This is a genomic window from Sphaerotilus sp. FB-3, assembly GCF_023706025.1.
GTDB classification, from domain to species: domain Bacteria; phylum Pseudomonadota; class Gammaproteobacteria; order Burkholderiales; family Burkholderiaceae_C; genus Sphaerotilus; species Sphaerotilus sulfidivorans.
The window spans coordinates 15,398-40,275 of the sequence record NZ_BQWE01000059.1 but is presented as its reverse complement, the minus strand read 5'-3'; the positions used below and the strand labels follow the sequence as shown (position 1 = coordinate 40,275).

Annotated in this window: 21 protein-coding genes; 5 read left to right on the top strand and 16 right to left on the bottom strand. The window is 70.3% G+C overall.

The features are described from left to right. Window positions 1-11: 11 nt before the first annotated feature. On the bottom strand, window positions 12-1,271 hold the full coding sequence (locus tag NFT33_RS18190; RefSeq protein ID WP_251677453.1) for a hypothetical protein: 1,260 nt from the start codon (window positions 1,269-1,271) through the stop codon (window positions 12-14). Window positions 1,272-1,335: 64 nt separating this feature from the next. On the opposite strand from NFT33_RS18190, the gene NFT33_RS18185 reads away from it, so the two are divergent. Then, window positions 1,336-2,358 (top strand): DUF1839 family protein, encoded by a 1,023-nt coding sequence (locus NFT33_RS18185; protein WP_251677451.1) that lies wholly within the window; start codon window positions 1,336-1,338, stop codon window positions 2,356-2,358. A 33-nt stretch (window positions 2,359-2,391) separates the two neighbouring features. Here NFT33_RS18185 and NFT33_RS18180 read toward each other — a convergent pair whose 3' ends face one another. The 8 genes from NFT33_RS18180 to NFT33_RS18145 form a co-directional block, all read right to left on the bottom strand. Beyond that, entirely contained in the window at window positions 2,392-3,312 is a 921-nt protein-coding gene (locus NFT33_RS18180; RefSeq protein ID WP_251677448.1) for a DMT family transporter, read from the bottom strand. Between the two features lie 14 nt (window positions 3,313-3,326). Next, entirely contained in the window at window positions 3,327-5,162 is a 1,836-nt protein-coding gene (gene typA / locus NFT33_RS18175) for a translational GTPase TypA (protein ID WP_251677446.1), read from the bottom strand. A 70-nt stretch (window positions 5,163-5,232) separates the two neighbouring features. After that, window positions 5,233-6,123: a tRNA pseudouridine(55) synthase TruB gene (gene truB, locus NFT33_RS18170; RefSeq protein WP_251677615.1), complete on the bottom strand. Its 891-nt coding sequence runs from the start codon at window positions 6,121-6,123 to the stop codon at window positions 5,233-5,235. 100 nt (window positions 6,124-6,223) lie between these two features. Then, a complete protein-coding gene (rbfA, locus tag NFT33_RS18165) occupies window positions 6,224-6,601 on the bottom strand; it encodes a 30S ribosome-binding factor RbfA (protein WP_149503319.1) in 378 nt (125 codons plus the stop codon). 87 nt (window positions 6,602-6,688) lie between these two features. Then, on the bottom strand, window positions 6,689-10,003 hold the full coding sequence (infB, locus tag NFT33_RS18160; RefSeq protein ID WP_251677444.1) for a translation initiation factor IF-2: 3,315 nt from the start codon (window positions 10,001-10,003) through the stop codon (window positions 6,689-6,691). 89 nt (window positions 10,004-10,092) lie between these two features. Then, window positions 10,093-11,577: a transcription termination factor NusA gene (gene nusA / locus NFT33_RS18155; protein WP_220785414.1), complete on the bottom strand. Its 1,485-nt coding sequence runs from the start codon at window positions 11,575-11,577 to the stop codon at window positions 10,093-10,095. Continuing rightward, window positions 11,574-12,143: a ribosome maturation factor RimP gene (gene rimP / locus NFT33_RS18150; RefSeq protein WP_149503316.1), complete on the bottom strand. Its 570-nt coding sequence runs from the start codon at window positions 12,141-12,143 to the stop codon at window positions 11,574-11,576. Before rimP ends, nusA begins: the two co-directional genes overlap by 4 nt. A 225-nt stretch (window positions 12,144-12,368) precedes the next feature. Next, entirely contained in the window at window positions 12,369-13,202 is an 834-nt protein-coding gene (locus NFT33_RS18145) for a hypothetical protein (protein ID WP_251677442.1), read from the bottom strand. 382 nt (window positions 13,203-13,584) lie between these two features. On the opposite strand from NFT33_RS18145, the gene NFT33_RS18140 reads away from it, so the two are divergent. Continuing rightward, window positions 13,585-13,803, top strand: a complete 219-nt coding sequence (locus tag NFT33_RS18140) for a hypothetical protein (protein ID WP_220785409.1) — start codon at window positions 13,585-13,587, stop codon at window positions 13,801-13,803. Here NFT33_RS18140 and NFT33_RS18135 read toward each other — a convergent pair. The 3 genes from NFT33_RS18135 to NFT33_RS18125 are packed head-to-tail and all read right to left on the bottom strand — an operon-like array spanning window position 13,734 to window position 16,594. Beyond that, window positions 13,734-15,257 (bottom strand): sensor histidine kinase, encoded by a 1,524-nt coding sequence (locus NFT33_RS18135; protein WP_251677440.1) that lies wholly within the window; start codon window positions 15,255-15,257, stop codon window positions 13,734-13,736. The two genes, NFT33_RS18140 and NFT33_RS18135, sit on opposite strands and share 70 nt — an antisense overlap. Beyond that, window positions 15,254-15,964: a response regulator transcription factor gene (locus NFT33_RS18130; protein WP_220785408.1), complete on the bottom strand. Its 711-nt coding sequence runs from the start codon at window positions 15,962-15,964 to the stop codon at window positions 15,254-15,256. The genes NFT33_RS18135 and NFT33_RS18130 overlap by 4 nt, the downstream gene beginning before the upstream one ends. Window positions 15,965-16,003: 39 nt before the next feature. Beyond that, a complete protein-coding gene (locus NFT33_RS18125) occupies window positions 16,004-16,594 on the bottom strand; it encodes a Spy/CpxP family protein refolding chaperone (protein ID WP_220785405.1) in 591 nt (196 codons plus the stop codon). A gap of 468 nt (window positions 16,595-17,062) precedes the next feature. On the opposite strand from NFT33_RS18125, the gene NFT33_RS18120 reads away from it, so the two are divergent. The 3 genes from NFT33_RS18120 (at window position 17,063) to NFT33_RS18110 (ending at window position 20,959) form a co-directional block, all read left to right on the top strand. Continuing rightward, complete coding sequence (locus tag NFT33_RS18120) at window positions 17,063-18,046, top strand: polysaccharide deacetylase family protein (protein WP_220785404.1); 984 nt, start codon at window positions 17,063-17,065, stop codon at window positions 18,044-18,046. 124 nt (window positions 18,047-18,170) lie between these two features. Continuing rightward, window positions 18,171-19,715 carry a lipopolysaccharide biosynthesis protein gene (locus NFT33_RS18115; RefSeq protein WP_251677438.1) on the top strand — a complete coding sequence of 515 codons (1,545 nt, stop codon included), beginning with the start codon at window positions 18,171-18,173 and terminating at the stop codon, window positions 19,713-19,715. A 155-nt stretch (window positions 19,716-19,870) separates the two neighbouring features. Continuing rightward, window positions 19,871-20,959 (top strand): glycosyltransferase family 2 protein, encoded by a 1,089-nt coding sequence (locus tag NFT33_RS18110; protein WP_251677436.1) that lies wholly within the window; start codon window positions 19,871-19,873, stop codon window positions 20,957-20,959. Between the two features lie 39 nt (window positions 20,960-20,998). On the opposite strand, the gene NFT33_RS18105 is transcribed toward NFT33_RS18110, so the two are convergent. From NFT33_RS18105 to NFT33_RS18090, 4 genes are read right to left on the bottom strand one after another with little or no spacing between them, the layout of a single operon-like run. Further along, entirely contained in the window at window positions 20,999-22,198 is a 1,200-nt protein-coding gene (locus NFT33_RS18105) for a GNAT family N-acetyltransferase (protein ID WP_220785397.1), read from the bottom strand. 53 nt (window positions 22,199-22,251) lie between these two features. After that, window positions 22,252-23,169: an arginase gene (gene rocF, locus NFT33_RS18100; RefSeq protein WP_220785476.1), complete on the bottom strand. Its 918-nt coding sequence runs from the start codon at window positions 23,167-23,169 to the stop codon at window positions 22,252-22,254. A gap of 8 nt (window positions 23,170-23,177) precedes the next feature. Beyond that, window positions 23,178-24,083, bottom strand: coding sequence for an LOG family protein (locus NFT33_RS18095; protein ID WP_246607030.1), 906 nt, complete (start codon window positions 24,081-24,083; stop codon window positions 23,178-23,180). 33 nt (window positions 24,084-24,116) lie between these two features. Continuing rightward, the gene (locus tag NFT33_RS18090; RefSeq protein WP_149503306.1) at window positions 24,117-24,869 is read right to left on the bottom strand and encodes a HesA/MoeB/ThiF family protein; all 753 of its coding nucleotides are present in this window, start codon (window positions 24,867-24,869) and stop codon (window positions 24,117-24,119) included. Window positions 24,870-24,878: the final 9 nt, after the last annotated feature.

Below are 24,878 nucleotides of genomic sequence, written 5' to 3'. Positions count from 1 at the left end.
CGCCCGGACGGTCACGCGGACAGGCACAGGCTCTCGGGCAGCGCCTGCATCACCTGCGTGATCACCGATTCGGGCACCGACTCGGGTACCCGCACACAGGCCAGCGATGCACGCGCCTGCCAGCGCGCCAGCTGCTGGGCCAGCTGGGCGGACGCGGCGGCGCTGTCCAGACTCAGGCCATGGCCGATCAGCAGGCCCTGGGCATCGCAGGCATCGAGCAGCGCCTCGTCGGCATCCGGCCCGCCTGCAGACGCGATGTCCAGCAGATCGATGCCTGCAGCGCGCGCCTGCGCGACCTGAGCGGCGGCCTCGGTGGCCGACATCTGCGCGCCCGGCACCCAGCGGGTCCGGCGCAGCGGTGCAGGCATCGGCACGCCGTTGATGATCAATCGCCCGCGCGGGCGGTCATGCGCGATCCGGCGCCAGCCGATGCGTCCCAGCGGCAGCACCCGGCGCCCGCCCTCGGGCAGCAGCGCGTGCAGCTCCAGCTCATGCAGGGCCGGCTCGCCGAGCGCATGCGGCCACCACAGCGCCGGCGCCTCGACATCCAGCAGCCCCTGCCACAGGCCGCCGCCCCGCCCTGCAGCCACGGCCCCCAGCGCCATCGGCGCCTGCCAGCGTCGGCCGGCATGGCGCAGCACCATCGACAGGCCCAGCAGCGGCTCATGCACCCGCAGGCGCAGCGCCAGCCGGGCGCGGTCCGCATCGAGCAGGCGCGCGCGCAGGGCCGGCGCATCGACCGCCAGCCGCTCGCCCACCCGGCGCACCGACCGCCACAGCCCGACCGCCGACACCGGCTCGTCGCGCAGCACCAGCCAGAGCACGGTGTCGGCCGCGCCGGTCGGCAGCTCGACGCGGTGGCGCAGCAGCGCGCTGTCGCTGCGCAGCAGCAGGCGCTGGTGTCCGGTCTCGACCTGATGCAGCCACAGCTCGGCCCGGCGCCCGGCCAGACCGTCCAGCTCCAGCCAGCGACGGCGCCGATCGGCGCAGGCCGGCAGCGGCCGGCACAGCCACCAGTCGCGCACGCCGGCATGAACCGCCGACAGCGCCGCCGAATCCAGCCGGCGCACCAGCGTGTCGATCGGCGCGACCGGGCCGTCGCAGGCATGCCAGTGCGGCTCCTGCGACAGCCGCAGCACGGTCTGCGGCGAGTCCCACTGCCCGGGCGCGCTGCTGCCCCACCACCAGCCGTCGTCCAGCGATTCGGCCAGGTCGGCGCAGCCGGGTCCCAGCCGGCCCTGGCTGCGCAAGGAATCCGCAAACGTGATCAATTCAACACTTCGGTTATTTTATTACTGGATGTTACATTAATCTCATTGAGGGAGAACATCGATCATGCTTCCGCCGCCTGCCACTGCCGCCCGCCTGTGCCTGATCAACGGGCTGGAACACGGCATCACGGTGCCGCTGGATACCCGGCAGCGGCTGTGGCCTCAGGGCGCCGGTGCGCTCGATCCCTGGCTGTCGCTGCTGGCGGCGCTGCGGCTCGATGTGCATGCGGTGCTGGGCCATGTGCTGGCGATCGACTGGCTCGATGACCAGTGGAGCGAGCCGCGCCCGCCGGCCGAGGATCTGCGCCGCCTGCACGGGCTGGAGCCGCATGCGCTGACGCTGTGGCGGCCGCTGGCCGACCATCTGCACGAGCAGCTCGGCGCGGGCCGGCTGGTGATGCTGGAGGCCGACGCCTGGTGGCTGCCCGATACCGACGGCCAGGACTACCGGCGCCAGCACCGGCGCACCCCGCTGATCGTCAACGACTTCGATGCGACGCAGCGCCGCCTGGGCTATTTCCACCATGACGGCTACTTTCACCTGCAGGACGAGGATTTCGACGGCCTGATGCAGGCCGGACTGCAGGGCGATGGCAGTCTGGCGCCGAGCGCCACGGCGATCGAGCTGCGCGGGCTGGTGCGCCGCCCGCCCGAGACGCTGCGCCATCTGGCCCGGCAGCTGCTGGAGCGGCATCTGGAGCGGATTCCGACCCGCCATCCGCTGCGCCGCTGGCAGCGCCGCAGCCAGGCCGAGCTCGATGCGCTGGTGCGCCAGCGCAATGTCGAGGGCTGCCGGCGCTGGCTGGACTGCGGCATCGCGCGGCTCGGTGCCAGCGCGGAGCTGGCGGCCATCCATCTGCGCTGGCTCTCGGGCGAGGACAGCGGCTCCGCGCATCTGCTGCAGGCCGCCGATGCGCTGCGCCAGCTGGCGGTGCTGGCCCGGACAGCCCAGCTCAAGGCCCAGCGGGCGGTGCAGCAGGGCCAGCCGGTCGATCTGGCGGCCCTGAGCGAGCGCATGGCGCGCCACTGGAGCCGGGCGATGGCGCTGCTGGGCGCCGGCGCGATCGTGATCGAGGATCTGGCCTGAGCCCCATGCCGGCCCAGGACGGCAGCGGCGGCCTCAGCGCGCCGGGCCGGTGCGGTGGCGACCGGCCAGCGCCAGCAGCTCGTTGCCGACCAGCGCGCCCAGCACCAGCAGGCCGCCGCTGAGCGTGGCCGGCCCCGGCACCTCACCGGCGCCGACCCAGGCCCACAGCACGCCGAACAGCACCTCGAGCAGACCGAGCAGCGCGATCTCCGGCGCCGGCAGCACGGCCGTCAGGCCGACCACCAGCAGGCAGGGCAGCGCGAGCTGGAACACGCCCAGCCCGGCCAGCAGCATCAGGTCATGCGAGGAGGCCTGCAGCGGCCAGGCCAACGGCAGCGTCACCAGCGCCGACAGCAGCCCGCCGATCAGCACCGCCGGCAGCATGTCGGGCGTGGCCGCGGCCTCGCCGCCGAGCGCCTCGTCCGGGTCGCCGCTGCCGTGCGAGACATGCTGCAGCACGGTGAAGTTGACGGCTGCGGCCAGCGGCACCGCCAGCGCGACGCCCATGCCGGCGGCCGCGCCGGTCTGCAGCTCGGCGCCGAACATCCAGGCGATGCCGGCGCCCGCCACCGCGATCGCGCCCCAGGTGCGCGCCGGCAGCTGGTGCTGCAGGAAGATGCGCGCGAACAGCGCGGTGATCAGCGGGCCGATGGCCATCGTGACCAGCACGTTGGCCACCGAGGTCAGCGTCAGCGCGAACATGAAGGCGGTGAACATCACCGCCCAGCACAGGCCGGAGAGCCACAGGGCGCGCCCGCCCTCGCGCAGCGAGCGCCACAGGCCCGCGCCGCGCAGCAGCGGCAGCGCCACCAGCAGCGCCAGCGCATTGAAGGCGCTGCGCCAGAAGGTCACCTCGAAGCCGCGCGCGGCCTCGAGATGGCGGCTGACGACGCCCGCGCTGCTCCACAGCAGCGTCACCAGCACCATCAGCGTGACCGCGCGAGCATGGCTCATGCCCGGCATGCGCGTCAGGAACCCGCGCCTTCGCGCGAGGCGCGCTTGCGCTCATGCTCCTTCAGGTAGCGCTTGCGCAGGCGCACCGACTTCGGCGTGATCTCGACCAGCTCGTCGTCGTCGATGAAGTCGACGCCGTATTCGAGCGTCAGATCGATCGGCGGAGTGATCTTGATCGCGTCTTCCTTGCCGCTGACACGGAAGTTGGTCAGCTGCTTGGTGCGGGTGGCGTTGACCACCAGATCGTTGTCGCGGCTGTGGATGCCGACGATCATGCCCTCGTAGACCGGGTCGTTGGCCTTGACGAACATGCGGCCGCGGTCGTCGAGCTTGCCCAGCGCGTAGGTGAAGATCTCGCCATCGTCCATCGAGATCAGCACGCCGTTCTTGCGGCCGCCGATGTCGCCCTTGTGCGGCTCGTAGCCGTCGAAGATCGACGAGATCAGGCCCGAGCCGCGGGTCAGGTTCATGAACTCGTTGGAGAAGCCGATCAGGCCGCGGGCCGGGATGCGGTATTCGAGGCGGACACGGCCGTGGCCGTCCGGCTCCATGTTCAGCATTTCGCCCTTGCGCAGGCCCAGCGCCTGCATCACGCCGCCCTGATGGATTTCTTCCACATCGGCGGTGACCAGCTCCATCGGCTCGCACTTCACGCCGTCGATGTCCTGGAACATCACGCGCGGCTTGGAGACGGCCAGCTCGTAGCCCTCGCGGCGCATGTTCTCCAGCAGGATGGTCAGGTGCAGTTCACCGCGGCCGCAGACCTCGAAGATGCCGTCCTCGTCGGTCTCCTTCACGCGCAGCGCGACGTTGTGCTGCAGCTCCTTCTGCAGGCGGTCCCAGATCTGGCGGCTGGTGACGTACTTGCCTTCGCGACCGGCCAGCGGGCTGGTGTTGACGCAGAAGTTCATCGTCAGCGTCGGCTCGTCGACCTTGAGCATCGGCAGCGGCTGCGGGTTGGCCGGATCGGTCACGGTGACACCGATGCCGATCTCCTCGATGCCGTTGATCAGCACGATGTTGCCCGGGCCGGCTTCCGTCACCTGCACGCGGTCCAGGCCCTGGAAGGTCAGCACCTGGTTGATGCGGCCGTTGACGCTCTTGCCGTCCGGACCTTCCATCACGACCACGTTCATGCCCGGCTTGATGGTGCCCTGGCTGATGCGGCCCACGCCGATGCGGCCGACGAAGCTGGAGAAGTCCAGCGCCGAGATCTGCAGCTGCAGCGGCGCCGAAGCGTCACCCTGCTGCGGCGGCACATGCTTGAGCACCGTGTTGAACAGCGCCGACATGTCGGGGCCCCACTGCTCGCCCGGCGCGCCTTCTTCCAGGCTGGTCCAGCCGTTGATGCCCGAGGCGTAGACCACGGGGAAGTCGAGCTGCTCGTCGGTGGCGCCGAGCTTGTCGAACAGGTCGAAGGCGGCGTTGATGACCGCGTCCGGCTTCGCGCCCGGCTTGTCGACCTTGTTCACCACGACGATCGGCTTCAGGCCCAGGGCCAGCGCCTTCTTGGTCACGAAGCGCGTCTGCGGCATCGGGCCTTCCTGGGCGTCGATCAGCAGCACCACGCCGTCGACCATCGACAGCGCGCGCTCGACCTCGCCGCCGAAGTCCGCGTGTCCGGGCGTGTCGACGATGTTGATGTGCGTGCCTTCCCAGCTGACTGCGCAGTTCTTGGCCAGGATGGTGATGCCGCGCTCGCGTTCGATGGCGTTGTTGTCCATCACGGTGTCGACGACCTTCTCGTGTTCGGCGAAGGTGCCGCTCTGGCGCAGCAGCTGGTCGACCATCGTGGTCTTGCCATGGTCGACGTGGGCGATGATGGCGATGTTGCGGATCTGTGTGCTCATGAGGTTGGTCCGTCAGCGCGGCCGCAGCGGCGCGGGGTCAGCGGAAGAGTTCGGAAGGAATCGGATCAGGTCAGTCGCGCCGCAGCGCGCGGACTTCGAGAGGACTCAGCAGACGGTCGGCGATCAGCTCGCCGGCCTTCACATGGGCGCCCCCCAGCAGCGAGCGCCCGTCGGGGCCGTAGACGCGCACATGCTCGGCATCCGCATGCACGATCCGGCGGCGCATGCCGCTGAGGAACCGTGCCGCGTCGGCCTCGCCGAGCTGCACCGCCGGCCAGTCGGCCAGCAGCACGTCGACCGGGCGCAGACAGGCGTCGCGCGCCGGCTCGTCCATCGCCTCCAGCGCCGCCAGCGTGACCGAGGCGCGCAGGTCGACCGGTCCGCTGACGATGCGCCGCAGGCCGGCCAGGTGGGCGCCACAGCCCAGCGCCTCGCCGAGGTCCTCGGCCAGCGTGCGGATGTAGGTGCCCTTGGTGCACAGCACGTCGACCACCAGCAGATCCGGCCGGTCAGCCTGCCACTCGATGATGTCGATGCGATGAATCGTGACCTGCCGCGGCTGGCGCTCGACGGTCACGCCGGCGCGCGCGTATTCATACAGCGCCTTGCCGTTGTGCTTGAGCGCCGACTGCATCGGCGGCAGCTGCGAGATCAGGCCGGTGAAGCGCGCGCAGGCCGCCTCGACGGCCGCGCGGTCGCAGGCGACCGGGCGCTCGGCGATGACCTCGCCCTCGCGGTCGCCGCCGACGCGGGTCTGGCCGAGCTGCAGCGTGGCGCGGTAGCCCTTGTCCGCCTCCAGGCTGACCTGGGAGAACTTGGTCGCCGCACCGAAGCAGATCGGCAGCAGGCCGGTGGCCAGCGGGTCCAGCGTGCCGGTGTGGCCGGCCTTCTCGGCGCGGAACAGGCGCTTGACCTTCTGCAGCGCGTCGTTGCTCGACAGGCCCAGCGGCTTGTCGAGCATCAGCACGCCATGCACCGGACGGCGCGGCACCCGCACCCGGGGCGCCGGTGCCGCGGCACCCTGCGGTTCGGCGACCGCCGCATCGGCGATCAGGGGGATGTCACTGCTCATCGTCGGTGTCGGCGGCGCGCTGCGCATTGGCCTCGCGGATCAGCGCATTCATGGCGACCGCGCGCTCGGTGGTGCGGTCGAAATGGAAATGCAGCGTCGGCACGGTGTGGATCTGCAGCCGCTTGAACAGGCCGTTGCGCAGGAAGCCGGCCGCCTCGTTCAGCGCCTGGCCGGTGGCCTCGGCATCGCCGACCAGCACCGAGAAGTGCACCTTGGCATGGGCATAGTCGGGCGTGACCTCGACCGCGCTGATCGTGACCATGCCGACGCGCGGATCTTTCAGGCCGCGGATCAGCTCGGCCAGGTCGCGCTGGATCTGGTCGGCCACACGGAAGCCGCGGTTGGGAATCGAACGCTTGTGTCTCATGGTGAGAAAGCTCTCGCGCACTCTCGCGCAAAACGACGAGGCCCCGGCGCTGGCGCCGGGGCCCGGAAGCAGGGCAGACGCCGTGGATTACAGCGTGCGCGCCACTTCCTTGATCTCGAAGAACTCCAGCTGATCGCCTTCAGCGATGTCGGTGACGTTCTTGAGCTTGATGCCGCACTCGAAGCCTTCCTTGACTTCCTTGACATCGTCCTTCATGCGGCGGACCGATTCGACCTCGCCGGTGTAGATGACGATGTTGTCGCGCAGCAGGCGGAACTTGCAGTTGCGACGCACCAGACCCGAGGTGACCATCGAGCCGGCGACCGTGCCGATCTTCGACGCGACGAACACCGTGCGGATTTCCGCGGTACCGATGGCTTCCTCGCGCTGCTCCGGCGCCAGCATGCCCGACATCGCGGCGCGGATCTCGTCGACCGCGTCGTAGATGATGTTGTAGTAGCGCAGATCGACGCCGTTGCCTTCGGCCAGCTTGCGCGCACCGGCATCCGCACGGGTGTTGAAGCCGATGATGACCGCCTTCGAGGCCAGCGCCAGGTTGACGTCCGACTCGCTGATGCCGCCCACCGCCGCGTGCACGATCTGCACCTTGACCTCGTCGGTCGACAGCTTGAGCAGCGAGGTGGCCAGCGCTTCCTGCGAGCCCTGCACGTCGGCCTTGATGATCAGCGGCAGCATCTGCGCGGCCGTCTGACCCATGCTCTCGAACATGTTCTCGAGGTTGGCGGCCTGGCGCTTGTTCAGCGTCACTTCGCGGTACTTGCCCTGACGGAAGGTGGCGATCTCGCGGGCCCGGCGCTCGTCGGCCAGGACCATGAACTCGTCGCCGGCCGCCGGCACTTCGGACAGACCCTGGATCTCCACCGGAATGGAGGGGCCGGCCTCGGTGATGGGCTTGCCGTCCTCGTCGAGCATGGCGCGGACGCGGCCATAGCTCTGGCCGGCCAGCACCGCGTCGCCACGCTTGAGCGTGCCCGACTGCACCAGCACCGTCGCGACCGGGCCGCGGCCCTTGTCCAGACGCGCTTCGATCACCAGGCCCTTGGCGAGGGCCTCGACCGGCGCCTTCAGCTCCAGCACTTCGGCCTGCAGCAGCACCTGCTCGAGCAGCTCGTCGATGCCCTGGCCGGTCTTGGCCGACACTTGGCAGAACGGCGAGTCGCCGCCGTACGCTTCCGGCACCACATGCTCGGCGACCAGTTCCTGGGTGACGCGCTCGACGTTGTGGCCCGGCTTGTCGATCTTGTTGATCGCCACGACGATCGGCACGCCAGCCGCCTTGGCGTGGCTGATGGCTTCCTTCGTCTGCGGCATCACGCCGTCGTCGGCCGCCACCACCAGGATGACGAGGTCGGTGGCCTTGGCGCCACGGGCACGCATCGCGGTGAACGCTTCGTGACCCGGGGTGTCGAGGAAGGTGATGACGCCACGCGGCGTCTCGACGTGGTAGGCGCCGATGTGCTGCGTGATGCCGCCCGCTTCGCCCGCGGCGACGCGGCTGCGGCGGATGTAGTCCAGCAGCGAGGTCTTGCCGTGGTCGACGTGACCCATGACGGTGACCACCGGCGGACGCGCCAGCGCCTCGCCCGACGCGGCCGCGTTCTCTTCCTCGAGGAAGGCGTCCGGATCGTCCAGCTTCGCGGCAAACGCCTTGTGGCCCATTTCCTCGACGAGGATCATGGCCGTTTCCTGGTCGAGCTGCTGGTTGATGGTGACCATCTGGCCCAGCTTCATCAGCTGCTTGATCACCTCGGAGGCCTTGACCGACATCTTGTGGGCCAGATCGGCCACCGAGATGGTCTCGGGCACATGGACCTCGTGGATCTGGGCCTCGACCTGCGGCGCCATGCGCTGGTCGCCACTGTCGCCACGACCGCCGCGGCGACCGCCACGGCCGCCGGCCGGCGCACCGCGCCAGTTGCTGCCACGGTTGGCGGAGGCGCCCGGTGCCGCGTCACGGCCCTTCGGCGCGGTGCCGCGCTTCTTGTCGTCGGACCAGGTCGAGGAGAGTTCGCCGGACTTGACGTTCTTCTCCGCACCCTTCTTGCCCGGCGCAGCCTTGTCGCCAGGACGGGCCGTACCCGGAGCAGCGGCGGCGCCCGGAGCGCCAGCCGGCTTGCGAATGGTGCCGGTGATCGCACCCGGGGCCGGAGCCGCAGCGGGCTTGGGCTCCTCGGGCTTCTTCGCGACCAGAACCTTGTTCTTGCGGGCCATCATGTCGCGGATGGCCTGGGCTTCGGCCTCGGCCGCCTTGCGACGGCGCTCGGCTTCGGCCTGGCGTGCCGCATCCACGGCAGGAGCGACAACCGCAGCCGCAGCCGGGGCAGCGGCCGGCGTCGGGGCCGGTGCACGAGTGAAGATGCCGCGGCTGGTCGGCTGCTGCGGCGCCGGGCGAACCGGCGGCGCCGGAACACGTGCGGGAGCCGGAGCAGCGCCACGCGGAGGCACAGGCAGCGGTGCCGCCGCAGCGACGACCGGAGCGGGGGCCGCCACAGGTGCAGCCACCGGGACCGGGGCCGGAGCCGGTGCGGGCTCAGGCGCAGCCACCGGAGCGGCTGCGGCCACCGGGGCAGCAGTGCGGGCAGCACTGCCCGCACGGCCCTGGGCGCCACCGCCGTTGCGACGGCGCGCAGCCGCCTCGTTCAGAGCAGCCACTTCGGCGGCAGCACGGGCCTGGGCCTCGGCACGGCGGGCAGCAGCGTCGCGGGCAGCCTGCGCTGCCGCGTCGACCACCGGCGCGGCGGCCGGCGCCGGAGCAGCAGCAGCCGCTTCGGCACGGGCCGCAGCCGCAGCGGCGGCTTCAGCCTGGGCACGGGCTTCCTGCTCGGCAGCAGCACGGGCAGCAGCCTCGCGGGCCGCGGCTTCGGCCGCAGCACGCTCTGCGGCCTCGCGGCGGGCACGTTCCTCGGCCTCGCGGCGGGCGCGCTCCTCGGCCTCGGCCTGCTCGCGGCGGCGGGCTTCTTCCGCAGCCGCGGCCGCGGCGGCAGCTTCCGCCTGCAGGCGCAGCTCTTCCTCGACCTGACGCGAATCGTCCTCGACCGTCTCCAGCGCCTCGGAGGCGCCACCGGCTCCACCCACCACATCGTCGCGCTTGACGAAGGTGCGCTTCTTGCGCACTTCGACCTGGATCGTGCGGGCCTTGCCGGACGCGTCAGCCTGCTTGATCTCGCTGGTGGATTTCTTGGTCAGCGTGATCTTCTTGCGGTCGGCACCAGTCGTGCCATGCGTGCGGCGGAGGTAGTCCAGCAGTCGTTCCTTGTCGGCCTCGGTGAGGGGGTCGCGGTCGCTTCCCTTGCTCACGCCGGCGTGTTGAAGTTGCTCGAGCAGCGTCGTCACCGAACTCTTGAGCTCGGCAGCGAACTGGGCAACGGTGGTCACAGCCATGTGTTTGTTTCCTTGGGACGGGCGTCTTGTTCGTTCGTTCGTCGGTGTCGGTCAGGATCTGGAAGGGTCTCGGGGCGCGGGGCTCGGACTCAGGCGTCCGTGCCGAACCAGTGCTCGCGCGCCTTCATGATCAGCGCCTTCGCACGGGCCTCGTCGACGCCGGTCATCTCGACCAGCTCGTCGACCGCAAGATCGGCGAGATCGTCGCGGGTGTGGATGCCACCCTCGGACAGGCTCGCGATCAGTTCGGCGTTGAGTCCTTCCATGTCGCGCAGGTCCTGCGACACCTCCTCGACGCGCTCCTCCTTGGCGATCTCGAGCGTCAGCAGGACATTCTTCGCGCGGGAGCGCAGCTCCTGCACCGTGTCCTCGTCGAAGGCATCGATCTCCAGCATCTCCTGCAGCGGCACATAGGCCACTTCCTCGAGACTGGTGAAGCCCTCGGCGATCAGGATGTCGGCGACTTCCTCGTCGACATCCAGACGCTCGACGAACAGGCGACGGATGCCGTCGCTTTCCTCGGCCTGCTTGGCCGCCGACTCCTCGGCGGTCATGATGTTGATGCGCCAGCCGGTCAGCTCGGAGGCCAGACGCACGTTCTGGCCGCCGCGACCGATCGCGATGGCCAGGTTCTCCTCGTCGACCACCACGTCCATCGCGTGCTTTTCCTCGTCGACGACGATGGACTGCACATTGGCCGGGGCCAGCGCGCCGATGACGAACTGCGCCGGATCCTCCGACCACAGCACGATGTCGACGCGCTCGCCGGCGAGCTCGTTGGTGACCGCGTTGACGCGCGAACCGCGCACGCCCACGCAGGTGCCGATCGGATCGACGCGCTTGTCATAGGACACGACGGCGATCTTGGCGCGGCTGCCCGCATCACGGGCGCAGCTCTTGATCTCGAGCAGGCCCTGCTCGATCTCGGGCACTTCCTGGCGGAAGAGCTCGATCATGAACGACGGCGCCGAGCGCGACAGCAGGATCTGCGGACCGCGCAGCGTCGGGTCGATCTCGACCATCATCGCCCGCACCCGGTCGCCCGAGCGCAGGTTTTCCTTCGGGATCAGCTCGCTGCGCTTCAGGCGGCCCTCGACGCGGCCGCTCTCGACGATCAGATCGCCCTTGTCGAGGCGCTTGACGGTGCCGGTGAAGATCTTGTCGCCGCGCGACAGGAAGTCGTTGAGCAGCTGCTCGCGCTCGGCGTCGCGGATCTTCTGCAGGATCACCTGCTTGGCGGCCTGCGCGCCGATGCGGCCGATCGGCACCGACTCGACCGACTCCTCGAGGAAGTCGCCGACCTCGATGTCGTCGATCTGCTCCTTGGCCTCGAAATGCAGGATCTCGGCCTCGGGCTGCTGCAGACCGGCCTCGTCGGGCACGACATGCCAGCGCCGGAAGGTCTCGTAGGCGCCGTTCTCGCGGTCGATGGCGACACGGATGTCGACCTCGCCCTCATAGAGTTTCTTGGTGGCCGAGGCCAGCGCCGACTCGACGGCGCCGAACACGACTTCGCGATCGACGTTCTTCTCGTGCGAGATCGCATCGACCAGCATCAACAGTTCGCGGTTCATTCTTCGTGACCTCCGGGTTCCTGTTCCGCCGCTTCACCCGCTGCCGCGCCGGCATCCTTGTCCTTGCGACCCCGCCCCTTGAAGTCCACGACCGGCACCAGCCGGGCCTCGCGGACCTCGTCGAGGGTGAAGCCCAGCACCTGCTCGTCCTTGTCCTTGCCGTCGCGGAAGATCAGTTCCAGCGAGGCGTCCGGACCCTTCCCGGCCAGACGGAGGATGCCGCGGTATTTCTTGCGCCCCTGGAAGACCTGGCGCAGCGTGACGTCGATCTCGGCGCCCTCGAAGCGCACATAGTCGGCCATCCTGCGCAGCGGCCGATCCAGCCCGGGCGAGGACACCTCCAGACGAGCGTAGTCGCAGCCCTCGACCTCCAGCACGCGCTGGAGCTGGCGGGTGACCTGCTCGCAATCCTCGACCAGGACAAAGTCGGCCGGACCGGTCGGATAGACGGTGCCCGGCACCCGGTCGATGGACACACTCAGCAACCCGCGCAGGCCACGCTCGCATTCCACGAGTTCGTAGCCCATGCCGGTAACGGTTCGTTCGACAGCCTGCTGCCAGTTCATCTATGCAGTACAAACGGCAGCCTGAGAGCCGCGTCATGCCGCATCAAGGCCGCAACGGGCCTCTTCGCAGACATCACGCCAGCCGGCTGCCGCACTCCTTCCGGTGCCTTGCGGCGGTTCAAGCAAAAAAAATGGGCTGGATCTGATCCGCCCATTCAGCGTTCTAGCGAAAACCTGATCATACCCGAGCCGGGGCGCCCGGGCAACCCACCATGGGCCGGCCGATCAGGCGGCCCGGGGCGGTCGTGGCCGGCTCTGGCTGCCGGCGGCGGCGCCCGCATCGGGCAGATCGCGCAGGCGCTGGCGCAGCTGGCGCTGCTCGAGACGCAGGTCCGCCTTCAGGTCGGAGAGGTTCAGCACCAGATCGCGCAGCCGACGCAGGTCATCGGCCGAACCGGCACCGGCCAGCAGCGGCACCGGGCCGGTGGCCAGATCGCCGAAATCGGACTGGTTGGTCGAGCTGCCCGCCGCCATGCGCTCGCGCAGATCGCCGAGCTGATGCCCGATCTGCTCGCCATTGCGCTGCAGCAGACCTTCCAGTCCCGACAGGCGCTGCTCGAGCCGTGCAAAGCGATCGCGCTGGGTGTCGTCGGTGGCCGCACCCATCGCCTGCACCCGGGCGTATTCGCCGGCCAGCGATTCGCGGCAGGCCTCCACCTGGCGCGACAGCAGATCCATCTGCTGCGCCAGCGCGGGCGGCGGCACCACCGCGCCTGCAGCAGGTGCGACCGGCGCGGCCGGCCCCTCGGCCGACGCCGGCTGACCCGCCCGGCCGCCCGCCCGCCCCCGCCAGGCACCGACGCAGGCCGACAGGATCGCCAGGCCGAGCCAGACCGCCGCCACCAGCATCCACTGCCGCGCGGCGGCGATGTTGGCCGCCTCGTTGATGTCGGGCATCGGCATCAGCGCCGAGCTCGGGGTGAAATGCAGCCGCGCCAGATCGTCGTTCAGATAGTCGAGCAGGCGCTGCCAGGCCAGCAGCGCGGGCACCAGCCAGCCGCCCCACAGCAGCATCTGGCCGACCAGGCGGATCGAGGAGGCGAAGGAAGGCAGATTCATCATGTCGACTCGCCCGCGGCGATCGGTCCCAAAGGTTACCGATTATCACAGCACAGAGGCCCAGGCCTGAAACAGCCGGCCCCGCAACCCGGCACCCGGACCGAGGGCTCCGGACACCTCGTACCCTGAACCGGATCCGGGCCCGCTTCAGAACTTGCCAAGCATTCTTGCGGAACCTGTCACGCTCAAGCGCACTCGAAACCCGGAACCCGACCGCACCGCACCCTCCCCCTCACCGGCGGTCAGGGTCGTTCGAAGCTGCAACCCGGGATGGGACAAGGACACGTCTTGATGCGTCTGTTGCCCGACTGGGTAGTCAGCCCCCGGACCTGAGCCTGAAATCCGGATCAGAAGATCCACGACGACAAGGAAGGAGCCCGACATGTCCGACAAGCACACCCCTGCCGCCGACAGCTCGCTGCCGCTGTGGCGCCGGCTTCACACCATGCTGCGCAGCGAGGGCTCACGCGATCAGGACGGTCCGCGCGAGACCGACAGCGCCCGCATGGACCTGGGCTACGAGGCGGCCTACTACGCGCTGCCAGCCGGGTCGGAGCGGAGCGACGACGGCGGATCAGCCGGACCCGACCGCGCCGGCTGATCCGGCCAGGGCACCCGGACCCGCACATCGAGGCCGGGCTGCGCCGGGCGCAGCTCCAGCCGACCGCCATGCGCCCGTGCGACCAGCCGGCACAGATGCAGGCCCAGGCCGACGCCGCCCTGCCCCCGGCCGCGTGCGGCGTCCGGCCGATAGAAAGCCTCGCCCAGATGGGCCAGCACCTCGGGTGCGACGCCCGGCCCATGGTCGCGCACGCCGAACTCGAGCAGATCGCCCGCCACCGCATCGGCCTGGCCTGCATCCGGGCGGACCCGGGCCAGCCGAACCTCCACCGGCGCGCTGCCGTGCCGCAGCGCATTGCCGACCAGATTGCGCACCAGCAGCCGCCAGCGCGCCGCATCGAGCGCCAGCTCGCCGGACACCGCATCGAGGTCGAAGCGCAGCGCCTGCTCGGGCGCACCCGCAGCCTCGGCCGCCTCGACCGCGGCCAGCTCGACCAGCAGCGCCAGATCGGTCGGCGCCGGCTGGAGCGCGGCATGGCCGCCGGCCAGGCGCTCGCCCTCGAGCAGATCGGCGATCAGCTCGCGCATCTCGCCCAGATCGCGCAGCAGCGCCTCGCGCGAGGGGCCGTCCTCGACCAGCTCGGCGTGCAGGCGCGCGCGGGTCAGCGGCGAGCGCAGCTCATGGCTGATCGCCAGCAGCAGCGCGCGCTTGGCCTCGAGCATGCCGTGCAGCGCGGCGGCCATGGTGTTGATCTGGACCGCCAGCCGCCCCAGCTCGCCGCGGTCGCGCACCGGGATCGGCGAGGCGAAGTCGCCCTCGCCGTAGCGCACCGCGCCGGCGCGAATGTCGTCGAGCGGCCGCAGCCAGTGGCGCATCACCAGATAGGCCAGCAGCGTCAGGCCGAGCAGCGTGGCCAGCGTGACCCAGCCGATCGAGCGCGGCCGTTCCCGCCAGGGCACATCGCCCAGGCCGAAGCGGATGCGGTGGCCGTCCGGCGTGACCCGGCTGATCAGCAGCCAGCCGCGCTCGCTGCCCTCGTCCGCATCGGCGCGGTCCTCCAGCGCCGGATCGGCCACCCAGCGCAGGTCGCGCCCGCCCGAGGCCGGCGCATCGCCGTGACGATGGCGATGCAGATCGACATCGGAGGCATGCCGGGGCGGCCCCATGCGCCAGGGCCGCTCCGGCTGACCGCGCAGATGCGGGTGCGAGTCCCACTGCACCACCGGCCCGTCGATGCGCACCGACAGCGGCAGGCGCGCCACCAGCGCCTGCGCACGTGCGATGTCCGGCGGCGAACCCAGGTCCGCCGCCAGCCGGTCGGCATAGTCGGCGACCAGCGGGCGCACCAGGCCGCGCCAGCCTCCGCCGATCGCGCGCTGCAGGCCCGACATGAACACCGCCGTCATCGCCAGCGCCAGCACCACGAACAGCAGCAGCAGGCGCGGCCCGAGCCGGCCGCCCAGCCGGCGCAGCACGCCCGGCAGCCGCCTCACTCGGGCGCTCCGGCCGCGAAGGTGTAACCGGCATTGCGCAGGGTGCGAATGCAGTCGAGCGGCTCGAGCTTGCGGCGGATGCGGCTGACCAGGATGTCGATCGCGCGGGTGTGGATCTCGGTCTCGTGCCCGCGCAGGCGCGAGAGCATCTCGTCGCGACTGAAGACGCGCTGCGGCTCGGCCGCCAGCAGCGCCAGCAGCGTGAACTCGGTGCCGGTCAGCTCGACCGGCTGGCCGTCGCGCCAGACCTGGCGTCGCTCCAGGTCGATCTCGATGCGATCGAAGCGCAGACGCCCGGCCATCGGCATCGCCGTGGTCGCCCCGACCGGCGCGGCACGGCGGCGCAGGATGGTCTGCAGCCGCGCCGCCAGCTCCCGCGGCTCGAAGGGCTTGGGCAGGTAGTCGTCGGCCCCCAGTTCCAGGCCGATGATGCGGTCGGTGACCTCGCCGCGCGCGGTCAGCATCAGCACCGGCAGGCCGGCGAGACGGGCATCGGGGTCGCGGCGCAGGCGCCGGCACAGCTCGAAGCCGTCCATGCCGGGCATCATCACATCGAGGATCACCGCGTCGAAGGACTCTGCGCGCAGCCGCTCCAGCCCCGCCTCCGGCCGGACCGAGGCCTCCAGCTGCAGGTCGAAGCGGCGCAGGTAGGCGGCCAGCGGCGCGGCCAGATGTTCATCGTCATCGATCAGGAGCAGGCGAGGCATGGCCCGATCCTAGCCGCGGACACCCGCCGCGCGCACGGCTCAGCCGTGGTGACGGCCACCGCCCATGAAGCCGCGGCCCGGACCGCGCTCCAGGAAGGTGCGCACCTTGGCCTGCTGCTCGGGCTTCAGGCTGTCGTAGAAGTCGCCCATCGCGGCGATGACCTGCGGCGCGGCGGCACGCGCGGCCTGCGTCTTCTCGTCGACCAGGGTCTGGGCGCGGGCCCGGTCGAAGCGCTCGCCCTTGACCAGCTCCTGCATCTGCTGCGGCGGCAGCATGCCGGGACCCCCCGGGCCGCCATGTCCCCCGCGGCCGGCCTGCCCCGCGCTGCCGGCCATTGCCGTGCGCTGGGCCTGCAGGGTCTCCATCAGCCGGACCAGATGGCCCTTCTGCACCGCGTCGAGTTCGAGCTGCGCGGTGATGCGCTCGACCATGCGCTCGCGCATCTTCTGGTGGTCGGCCTCGCTGCGCGGGCCGTGCGCATGGCGGTCCTTCATGCCCATGCCGATGGACGAGCCCTCGCCCTCGGGGCCGCCGCGCCCGCCGAAGGGCGCGCTGCCGCAGGCGCTCAGACCGACCACCAGCGCCAGGGCGGCCACACCGGCCAGCGAACGCTTGAACACGCGATTCATGACGATTTCCTTCCTTGATGAGACTGCATCGAACACGGTCTCATCGTGCCGGGCGAGCACTTCGGCGTCCTTTCGCCCAGGTATCGTCGTGTTTCGTTTTATGTCGTGCCCTGCCGGAGGGCCTCGACTGCGGCCGCGAAACCACAGCGTTTCGTCAGGAAACAGACTTTCGGATGTGACATGCTACACACTCGTTAACATGCAGGCCGGCATCAAGGATGGGACACCGTCCTTCTGTGGCGGGCACGATCGGGCGATGAGCTTTTCGCCGATTTGCATTCCGCAGGTAACAGATCTGTCGATACCAGCGCCCGGCGTGGAAAATTCGTTTCCATCATTGCCGGAAAAGAGGTTTCCCCATGAAAAGGGAGACGGATTCCGGGCTCTGGTTGTCGCGCAGTCGATGCACGGCAGGACAATATGAAGTCTTCCCCGACGGCATGGGGAGACGCTGGGAGTCATCTGAACATGGTCGCCATCGCCCGCCCGATCGCACGCTGGTTCGTGCAGGCCCGTTATCCGACGGGCACGAACCTGCTGCCGATCCTGATGTATCACAGGGTGCTGAAGGAGCCTGATCCTCTGCAGCCCGACGTGCCGGACATCCGCCAGATGGCCGAGCAGTTCCGCGCGCTCGCGGGCGCCTTCAAGGTCTTGCGGCTGCACGAGGCCGCCGAGATGCTGCGCGAAGGCCGGCTGCCGGCCGGGGCAGCCTGCATCACCTTCGACGACGGCTACCGCGACAACCACGATCTGGCGCTGCCGCTGCTGCGCGAGTTCCGCCTGCCGGCCACCGTCTTCGTCACCACCGGCTTCCTCAACGGCGGCTGCATGTTCAACGACACGGTGGTCGAGACGGTGCGACGCCTGCCGCCCGGCGCGATCGACCTGTCCGAGGTCGGCCTGGGCACCCGCATGATCACCGACATCGCCTCGCGCCGCGCGCTGGTGACCGATCTGACCCGGGCAGTGAAATACCTGGATCCGCAGCACCGGCAGGACTTCTGCGCCGAGCTGTGCCGCAAGGCCGGCGCGAAGCTGCCCAACGACCTGATGATGGACGACCATCAGGTGCGGGCGCTGTCCGACAGCGGTCTGGTCGACATCGGCGGCCACACCGTGACCCATCCGATCCTGGCCAAGGTCGACCCGGAGCAGGCCCGGCGCGAGATCGCCGACAACCGCGACCGCATCACCGAGCTGACCGGGCGCCAGCCGCCGTGCTTCGCCTACCCCAACGGCAAGCCCGATCTCGACTATGCGGCCATCCACGCCAGGATGGTGCAGGAGGCCGGCTACAGCAGTGCGGTGTCGACCGCCGTCGGCGTGGCCACCGACCAGGCCGATCCCTACCAGCTGCCGCGCTTCATGCCACGCGAGCGCAGCGCGGCCCAGTTCGTCGCGCGGATGATGCGCATGGCCACCCATCGCCATCCGCAGTTCGCGCGCTGAGCACGGCACCTCAGGCCGAAAGGCCCGTTTGCTACCATCCACAGGAGGTTCGTCGCGGACGGACCGGGCCCCGCCGGACCCAGCCGACGGCGCCGCGGGCCGAACGATTCGACAAGGACCCTGAATGAGCAACCAGTTCGGTGCCAAGGCAGTGCTGCGCTCAGTGCTGCTGACGACCGGCTCGACCTATGTGACCTACGCGGCCGGTCTGGTGACCAGCATGCTGATCGCGCGCGGCCTCGGGCCGGCCGACTACGGCCGCTACGCCTATCTGGTGTGGCTCTCGGGCCTGCTGGTGCTGGTGATGAACCATGGCCTGACCACCTCGGCGATCCGCTTCGTCTCCGAGTCGCTCGGGCGCAAGAGCCTGGTCGACGCCCAGGACGTGCACCGCCGGCTGCAGCGCTGGCAGGGCTGGTCGCTGCTGGCGGTGGGCGCCATCTTCCTGGCCGCACTGCCGGCACTGCGTCCGGCCGGCTGGGAAGGTCATCTGGCGCTGTTCGCCGCGGTCGCCCTGCTGGCCTCCTTCGCCAAGGCCTGGTACCTGTTCAGCATCTCGGTGGCCAAGGGCTACGGCCGCTTCGGCATCGAGGCCAGCTCGATCAGCCTGCTGAGCCTGATCAACCTGGCCGGCGCCGGCATCATGGCGCTGCTGGGCGCACCGCTGGACGGCTACATGCTGCTGTTCCTGGCGATCTCGATCGCGCATCCGCTGATGGCCGCCCACCAGCTGCGCCGTGCCGAGATCCGCAAGGGCTCGCGCGAGATCGACGACGAGCTGCTGGCCCGCGTCAAGCCGCATCTCGCCTGGACCATGGTCTCGACGCTGGTGGCCGCCTTCAGCAACAAGGCGATCGAGACCTATCTGCTCAACCGCCTGGTCGGCGCCGAGGCGGTCGGCTTCTTCACCATCGCCGCCACGCTGGCACGCGGCGGGGTGGATCTGCTGTCCTCCGGCCTGATGACGGTGCTGATGCCGGTGCTGGCCAACGCCTATGGCGCCGGCGGCCAGCAGCGCATCCACCGGCTCGGCGGCGATGCGGTGCGCTACTTCCACTTTCTCGGCCTGCTGCTGACCGGCGTGGGCTACTTCTGGGCCCGGCCGGTCGTCGAGCTCACCTATGGCAGCAGCTATGCGCCCGCCATCTTCGCGCTGCAGATGATGGTGCTGGTGCGCGGCGTCACGCTGTCCTACGCCGCGTTCGGCGCGCTGCTGACGATCACCGACAACCAGCGCCTGCGCGCAGCCGAGGCCGTCTTCGCGGTGGTCACCAGCGCGGGCATGGCGCTGTGGCTGGTGCCGACGCACGGGCTGGAAGGGGCCATCTACGCGCACATGGCCTCGACGCTGGCGGTCTTCCTGTTCACCTTCGGCTGCGTCTGGTGGGTGCTGCGCATGCCGCTGCCGCTGGGCGAGCTGATGCGCATGAGCGCCGCAGCCCTGAGCGCGGCAGCGCTGTGCTTCGGCGCGCTGTCCCTGAGCGAGGCCCCGACACTGCTGCACCAGCTGCTGGCCGGACTGCTCTACGTGGTGAGCTATCTGCTGTCGACGCTGATCTTCAGGGTCTGGAACCAGAATGACATCGTGCTGCTCGACCAGCTCGGCCAGCGTGTGCCAGCGCTGCGCCGTCTGGCACTGCTGCTGGTGCCCTGGGCACGACCGGCCTGAGACAAGGAACCGCACAGCGACGACGACGACGACGCCACGCCACGGTCACGGAACACATTCGTTACCGTTGCTTTCAGCAAACCCGAAATGGGAAACCTTCCCTTTTCACGGCTGCTCTGAAATCATGTGAACCATTGACCCGACCGGACACAACAATGCCTGGACCGCAGGCCGGACCTGATCTGAACTCGAAGCTGAACTCAGACCTGAATCCGGCGGAACTCATCAGCGTCGTCATTCCCGCCTACAACGCACGCCACACCCTGCCGGCCACGCTCGAGAGCCTGTTCGCGCAGACCTGGCCGCACCTGGAGATCATCGTCGTCGACGACGGTTCGACCGACGGCACCGCGCAGATGCTGGCGCAGTACGGCGCGAGGGTGCGGCTGCTGTCGCAGCCCAATGGCGGGCTGGCACGGGCGCGGGCCACCGGGGTGGCGGCCGCACGCGGGCAGTGGATCGCGCTGCTCGATGCCGACGACCTGTGCCGGCCGGAGCGCCTGGCCCTGCAGGCGCGGGTGCTGGAGGCGCTGCCCGAGGTGGTGATGTGCGCCGGCGACTTCGATGCCTTCGACGACCGCGACGGCAAGGTGAGCGCCAGCCATGCGGCACGCTACTACGCACGCATCGGCCGGGCCCGCCAGGGCATCCGCTCGCTGCTGCGCCGCCGCGAACCGCTCGAGACCGCCTGGGGCGAGCAGTTCCATGTCTGCCACGGCCCGGCCTACGAGGAGCTGGCACATGGCAACTTCATGCACCCGCCGACGCTGATGTTCCGCCGCGAGCTGCTGCGCGCCGACCAGGCCGGCAGCTTCGAGGACGAGGCGCGCTCGATGTGCGACTGGGACTGGATCGTGCGCGCGGCGCGCTGCGGCGAGGTCGCCTTCATCGAGCGCGCGCTGATCGACTACCGCCTGTCGGCCAGCCAGATGTCCTCGCCGCGGCACCGGGTGCGCGCCACCGTCGACACGCTGCGGGTGGCCGAGCGCATCTGCCAGCGCGATCCCGAGCTCTACCTGCGCCAGCTGCCGCTGTTCCTGCGCGAGCTCGGTGGCTTCTGCCTGGACGCCGCCGATGCGCTGATCGAGACCGACCGGCTCGAGGCCGCACGCATGCTGCTGCGCAGCAGCACCCGCTTCGGCTGCCTGGACATGCGCACGCTGCGGCTGCTGGCCAAGCTGCTGACGCCGCGCCGGATGCTGCTGGCGGCACGCCAGCGGCGCGGCATCGCACCCGCTGGCTGAAGAGCGCCGGTTGAAGCGTCGCGACGGGCTGCGCCGATCTCAGTCCGCCAGCGCCTCCGGCGACTCGACCGCGCCGGCACGGCGCTGACGGCGCCGGCGCAGCGCCGCCTCCAGCTCGAAGCGCAGCGCCGAAGTGCGCAGCGTCGTCCAGGTCATCTGCTCGTCGAGCGTGGCCAGCGTGGTCTTGTAGCGCGACTCGCCGGCCATGAAGTCGTAGACCTCGTGGCCGAGCGCGGCGTTGTGCTGCGCGGCCAGCACATGCGCGACCAGCCCGGGCCGCGCATGCTTCTCGATCAGGCCGTACTCCAGCCCCGACTGGTAGAAATACACCCGGCCGCGGTGGATGAAGCTGTAGAGAAAGCCCAGGTCATGCTCGCCCACCGCCACCCGCAGCATCTGGACCGCGCCGCTGTCGTGGTGGTGCTCGACCAGCGTGCGGTGGAAGCGGAAGAAGAAGTCGTTGGCGAAGGCGCCGGGCTGGCCGCGGCCGGTCCAGTGCGCCTGGTGCAGCGCGGCCAGGCGCTCGAGCCAGTCCAGCGCCTGCGCGGTCGAGGCCGCCGGCGTCAGCGTGAGGGCCCCGAGCTGGCCGTATTCCTTCATGCTGCGGCGGATCTGCGAACGCGAGTTCGAGCTGATCAGCTTCAGGAAGTCGCCGCCGGCGGCGCGCACCGCCTTCAGGTCGACCGCGTAGGAGCGGCGCACCCAGTCCTCGCGCTCGAGCCGGCGCGAGGCCAGCCGCGTCTCGCAGCCGGCCGGCCAGCCCGGCCCGGCCAGGCCGGGCAGCACGATCTCGGTGACGCCGCGCAGACGCCCGGCCCAGTGCGCCAGCATCGCCGCACGGACCGCGTCCGCGCCCTCGGCGTCGTCGTCGGCGACCAGGAAGTCGTTGTGCTCGATCGTCAGGATGTCGAGCTCGGGCCGGCCGGTCGCATGCAGCCAGGCGGTGCGGCAGAACGGCAGGCCGAAGCGCTGCCGGCCGGGCCCGTCGACGACCAGCGCCAGGCCGACATCGCGCTCGCCGCGCCGCGCCTGCAGCAGCCGCGGGCGCACCGCGTCAGGCAGCAGCGCCAGCCAGGTGCCGATCCAGGCCCAGCGGGTGAAGAAGCTGCCCTCGGCACGGGCCTCGAGCGCACGCCAGCGGGTGGCCAGCGCGACACGGTCGGCCGGATCATCCAGCGCGACCAGGGAAAGCTGCAGGGAAGACGATGCGGCGGAAGCGGAAGGACTGCGAAGGCTCATGCGCCGATTGTCGCAGTCCGCGATGTCACTCCGCCCTGCGCGGTGCACGCGGCTCAGCGTCGCATCAGCGTGCTCTTGCCGAACAGGCTCTCGACCAGGTCGACCGCCAGCGCCGCGGTGCGGTTGCGCACATCGCAGGCCGGATTGAGCTCGACGATGTCGAGCGAGCCCAGCCGGCCGGTGTCGGCGATCATCTCCATGCACAGCTGCGCCTCGCGGTAGGTCGGGCCGCCCGGCACGGTGGTGCCCACGCCCGGCGCGATGTCCGGGTCGAGGAAGTCGACATCGAAGCTGACATGCAGATGCGTGCGCTCGTCGAGCGTGGCCAGCGCCAGCTCCATCGCATGGCGCATGCCCATCTCGTCGATGTAGCGCATGTCGAAGACCTCGAGCTCGTTCTGATGCACGAAGCGCTTCTCGCCGGCATCGACGCTGCGGATGCCGATCTGGCGGATCCACTTCGGCGAGATCGCCGGCACCTGGCCGCCGATGCCGGTCAGCTCCGGCGGGCCGAAGCCGCACAGGCAGGCCACCGGCATGCCATGGATGTTGCCGGTCGGGGTGATCGCCGAGGTGTTGAAGTCGGCATGCGCATCGAGCCACAGCACCCGCAGCTTGCGGCCGGTCTCGCGGCAGTGGCGCGCCACCGCGCTGATCGAGCCGATGCCCAGGCAGTGGTCGCCGCCCAGCATGATCGGCAGCCGCCCGGCGGTCAGCTCGGCATGCACCGCCTCGTGCGCCTTGCGGTTCCACTCGGCGACCTCGGCCAGATGGCGGTAGCCGTCGACCGGTGGCAGCCACGGATTGGCCGGGCCGGACAGGTTGCCGCGGTCATGCACCACCAGGCCGTGCGCCTGCAGCCGCTCGCGCAGGCCCGCCACCCGCAGCGCCTCCGGCCCCATCGACGCGCCCCGGTCGGAGGCACCGACATCGGTCGGCACGCCGATCAGCGCGACCTCGCGCCCGCTCATGTCGATGCTCACATGTCCTCCGCGAAGGCGCCGGTGGTGGTGTCGGGCAGATCGAAGCCGTAGTGGGCCGACAGCTGCTCCCAGGCCTCCTCGGCGGTCTCGACGAAGCGGAACAGGTTCACGTCGCCCGGGCTGATCATGCCGGTCTCGATCAGCCAGTCGAAGTCGATCAGGCGGGTCCAGAACTCGCGTCCGAACAGCAGGATCGGGCGGCGGCGGCTCTTGCCGGTCTGGATCAGCGTCATCGTCTCGAACAGCTCGTCGAGCGTGCCGAAGCCGCCGGGAAAGCACACCAGCGCGATGCTGCGCATCACGAAATGCATCTTGCGCAGCGCGAAGTAGTGGAACTGGAAGCACAGCTCCGGCGTGATGTACGGATTGGGCGCCTGCTCGTGCGGCAGCACGATGTTCAGGCCGATGCTCTTGCCGCCGACCTCATGCGCGCCGCGGTTGCCTGCCTCCATGATGCCGGGGCCGCCGCCGGTGACGACATAGATCGGCGTCTCCAGCGTGCGCGAGCGCTGGGTGACGATCGCGCCGAAGCGGCGCGCCTCGTCGTAGTAGCGGCTCATGTCGACCTGGCGACGCGCACGCGCGACTGCAGCCTCGTCGCCGCCCGCCTCGGCCTCGGCCAGGCGCTCGGCGGCGGTCTCGGGCGGCAGGATGCGCGCGCTGCCGAAGATCACGATCGTCGACTCGATGCCGAGTTCGGTCTGGACCAGCTCGGGCTTGAGCAGCTCGAGCTGCATGCGCACCGGCCGGAGCTCCTCGCGCAGCAGGAAGGCGCTGTCGGCGAAGGCCAGCCGGTAGGCGCTCTCCGGGCCGCCGTACAGCGAGGGCGGCTGTGCGGCCTGGAGTTCCTCCTGGGCCGACGGGAAGTTGCGTGCTGTCAGTTCGGGATGGGCTTTTTCCATGTCCGACAGCATAGCGGCCGGATCAGGTCCGTGTCAGGCCCGTGCCGAACAGACCGGACAGGCGGCATCGCGCCCGACCTGGATCTCGGTCCATTCCATGCGGCGACCGTCGAGCATCTGCAGCCGGCCGGCCAGCGGCTGACCGAAGCCGGCCAGCAGCTTCAGCGCCTCGGCCGCCTGCATCGTGCCGATGATGCCCACCAGCGGCGCGAACACGCCCATCGTCGCGCAGCGCACCTCCGGCACCTCGGCAGTCGGCGGGAACAGGCAGGCGTAGCACGGCAGTTCCCCGGTGCGCGCATCCCAGACCGCGATCTGGCCGTCCAGCCCGATCGCCGCGCCCGACACCAGCGGACGACGCTGCGCCACGCAGGCGGCGTTGACCGCCTGGCGGGTGGGGAAGTTGTCGCTGCAGTCGAGCACCACGTCGGCCGCCGCCACCAGCTCGGCCAGCAGCGTGGCGTCGGCACGCTGCGCGACGGTGCGCACCACCACGCCCGGGTTGATCTGCGCGATCGCGGCCGCCGCCGACTCGACCTTCGGCAGGCCGACGCGCGCTTCGGTGTGCGCGATCTGGCGCTGCAGATTGGTGCGATCGACCGTGTCGTGGTCGACCACCGTGATCGTGCCCACGCCGGCGCTGGCCAGATAGAGCAGTGCCGGCGAGCCCAGGCCGCCGGCGCCGATCACCAGCGCATGACCGTCGAGCAGGCGCTGCTGGCCCTCGACGCCGATCTCGTCGAGCAGGATATGGCGGCTGTAGCGCAGCAGCTGGTCGTCGTCCATCGCGCGCTC

Bases quoted from the DNA above. Each gene is read 5' to 3' on its own strand.
- NFT33_RS18185 (WP_251677451.1), top strand. From the start codon at position 1,336: ATGCTTCCGCCGCCTGCCACTGCCGCCCGCCTGTGCCTGATCAACGGG.
- NFT33_RS18180 (WP_251677448.1), bottom strand. From the start codon at position 3,312: ATGAGCCATGCTCGCGCGGTCACGCTGATGGTGCTGGTGACGCTGCTG.
- typA (WP_251677446.1), bottom strand. From the start codon at position 5,162: ATGAGCACACAGATCCGCAACATCGCCATCATCGCCCACGTCGACCAT.
- truB (WP_251677615.1), bottom strand. From the start codon at position 6,123: ATGCTCGACAAGCCGCTGGGCCTGTCGAGCAACGACGCGCTGCAGAAG.
- rbfA (WP_149503319.1), bottom strand. From the start codon at position 6,601: ATGAGACACAAGCGTTCGATTCCCAACCGCGGCTTCCGTGTGGCCGAC.
- infB (WP_251677444.1), bottom strand. From the start codon at position 10,003: ATGGCTGTGACCACCGTTGCCCAGTTCGCTGCCGAGCTCAAGAGTTCG.
- nusA (WP_220785414.1), bottom strand. From the start codon at position 11,577: ATGAACCGCGAACTGTTGATGCTGGTCGATGCGATCTCGCACGAGAAG.
- rimP (WP_149503316.1), bottom strand. From the start codon at position 12,143: ATGAACTGGCAGCAGGCTGTCGAACGAACCGTTACCGGCATGGGCTAC.
- NFT33_RS18145 (WP_251677442.1), bottom strand. From the start codon at position 13,202: ATGAATCTGCCTTCCTTCGCCTCCTCGATCCGCCTGGTCGGCCAGATG.
- NFT33_RS18140 (WP_220785409.1), top strand. From the start codon at position 13,585: ATGTCCGACAAGCACACCCCTGCCGCCGACAGCTCGCTGCCGCTGTGG.
- NFT33_RS18130 (WP_220785408.1), bottom strand. From the start codon at position 15,964: ATGCCTCGCCTGCTCCTGATCGATGACGATGAACATCTGGCCGCGCCG.
- NFT33_RS18125 (WP_220785405.1), bottom strand. From the start codon at position 16,594: ATGAATCGCGTGTTCAAGCGTTCGCTGGCCGGTGTGGCCGCCCTGGCG.
- NFT33_RS18120 (WP_220785404.1), top strand. From the start codon at position 17,063: ATGGTCGCCATCGCCCGCCCGATCGCACGCTGGTTCGTGCAGGCCCGT.
- NFT33_RS18115 (WP_251677438.1), top strand. From the start codon at position 18,171: ATGAGCAACCAGTTCGGTGCCAAGGCAGTGCTGCGCTCAGTGCTGCTG.
- NFT33_RS18110 (WP_251677436.1), top strand. From the start codon at position 19,871: ATGCCTGGACCGCAGGCCGGACCTGATCTGAACTCGAAGCTGAACTCA.
- NFT33_RS18105 (WP_220785397.1), bottom strand. From the start codon at position 22,198: ATGAGCCTTCGCAGTCCTTCCGCTTCCGCCGCATCGTCTTCCCTGCAG.
- rocF (WP_220785476.1), bottom strand. From the start codon at position 23,169: ATGAGCGGGCGCGAGGTCGCGCTGATCGGCGTGCCGACCGATGTCGGT.
- NFT33_RS18095 (WP_246607030.1), bottom strand. From the start codon at position 24,083: ATGGAAAAAGCCCATCCCGAACTGACAGCACGCAACTTCCCGTCGGCC.
- NFT33_RS18090 (WP_149503306.1), bottom strand. From the start codon at position 24,869: ATGGACGACGACCAGCTGCTGCGCTACAGCCGCCATATCCTGCTCGAC.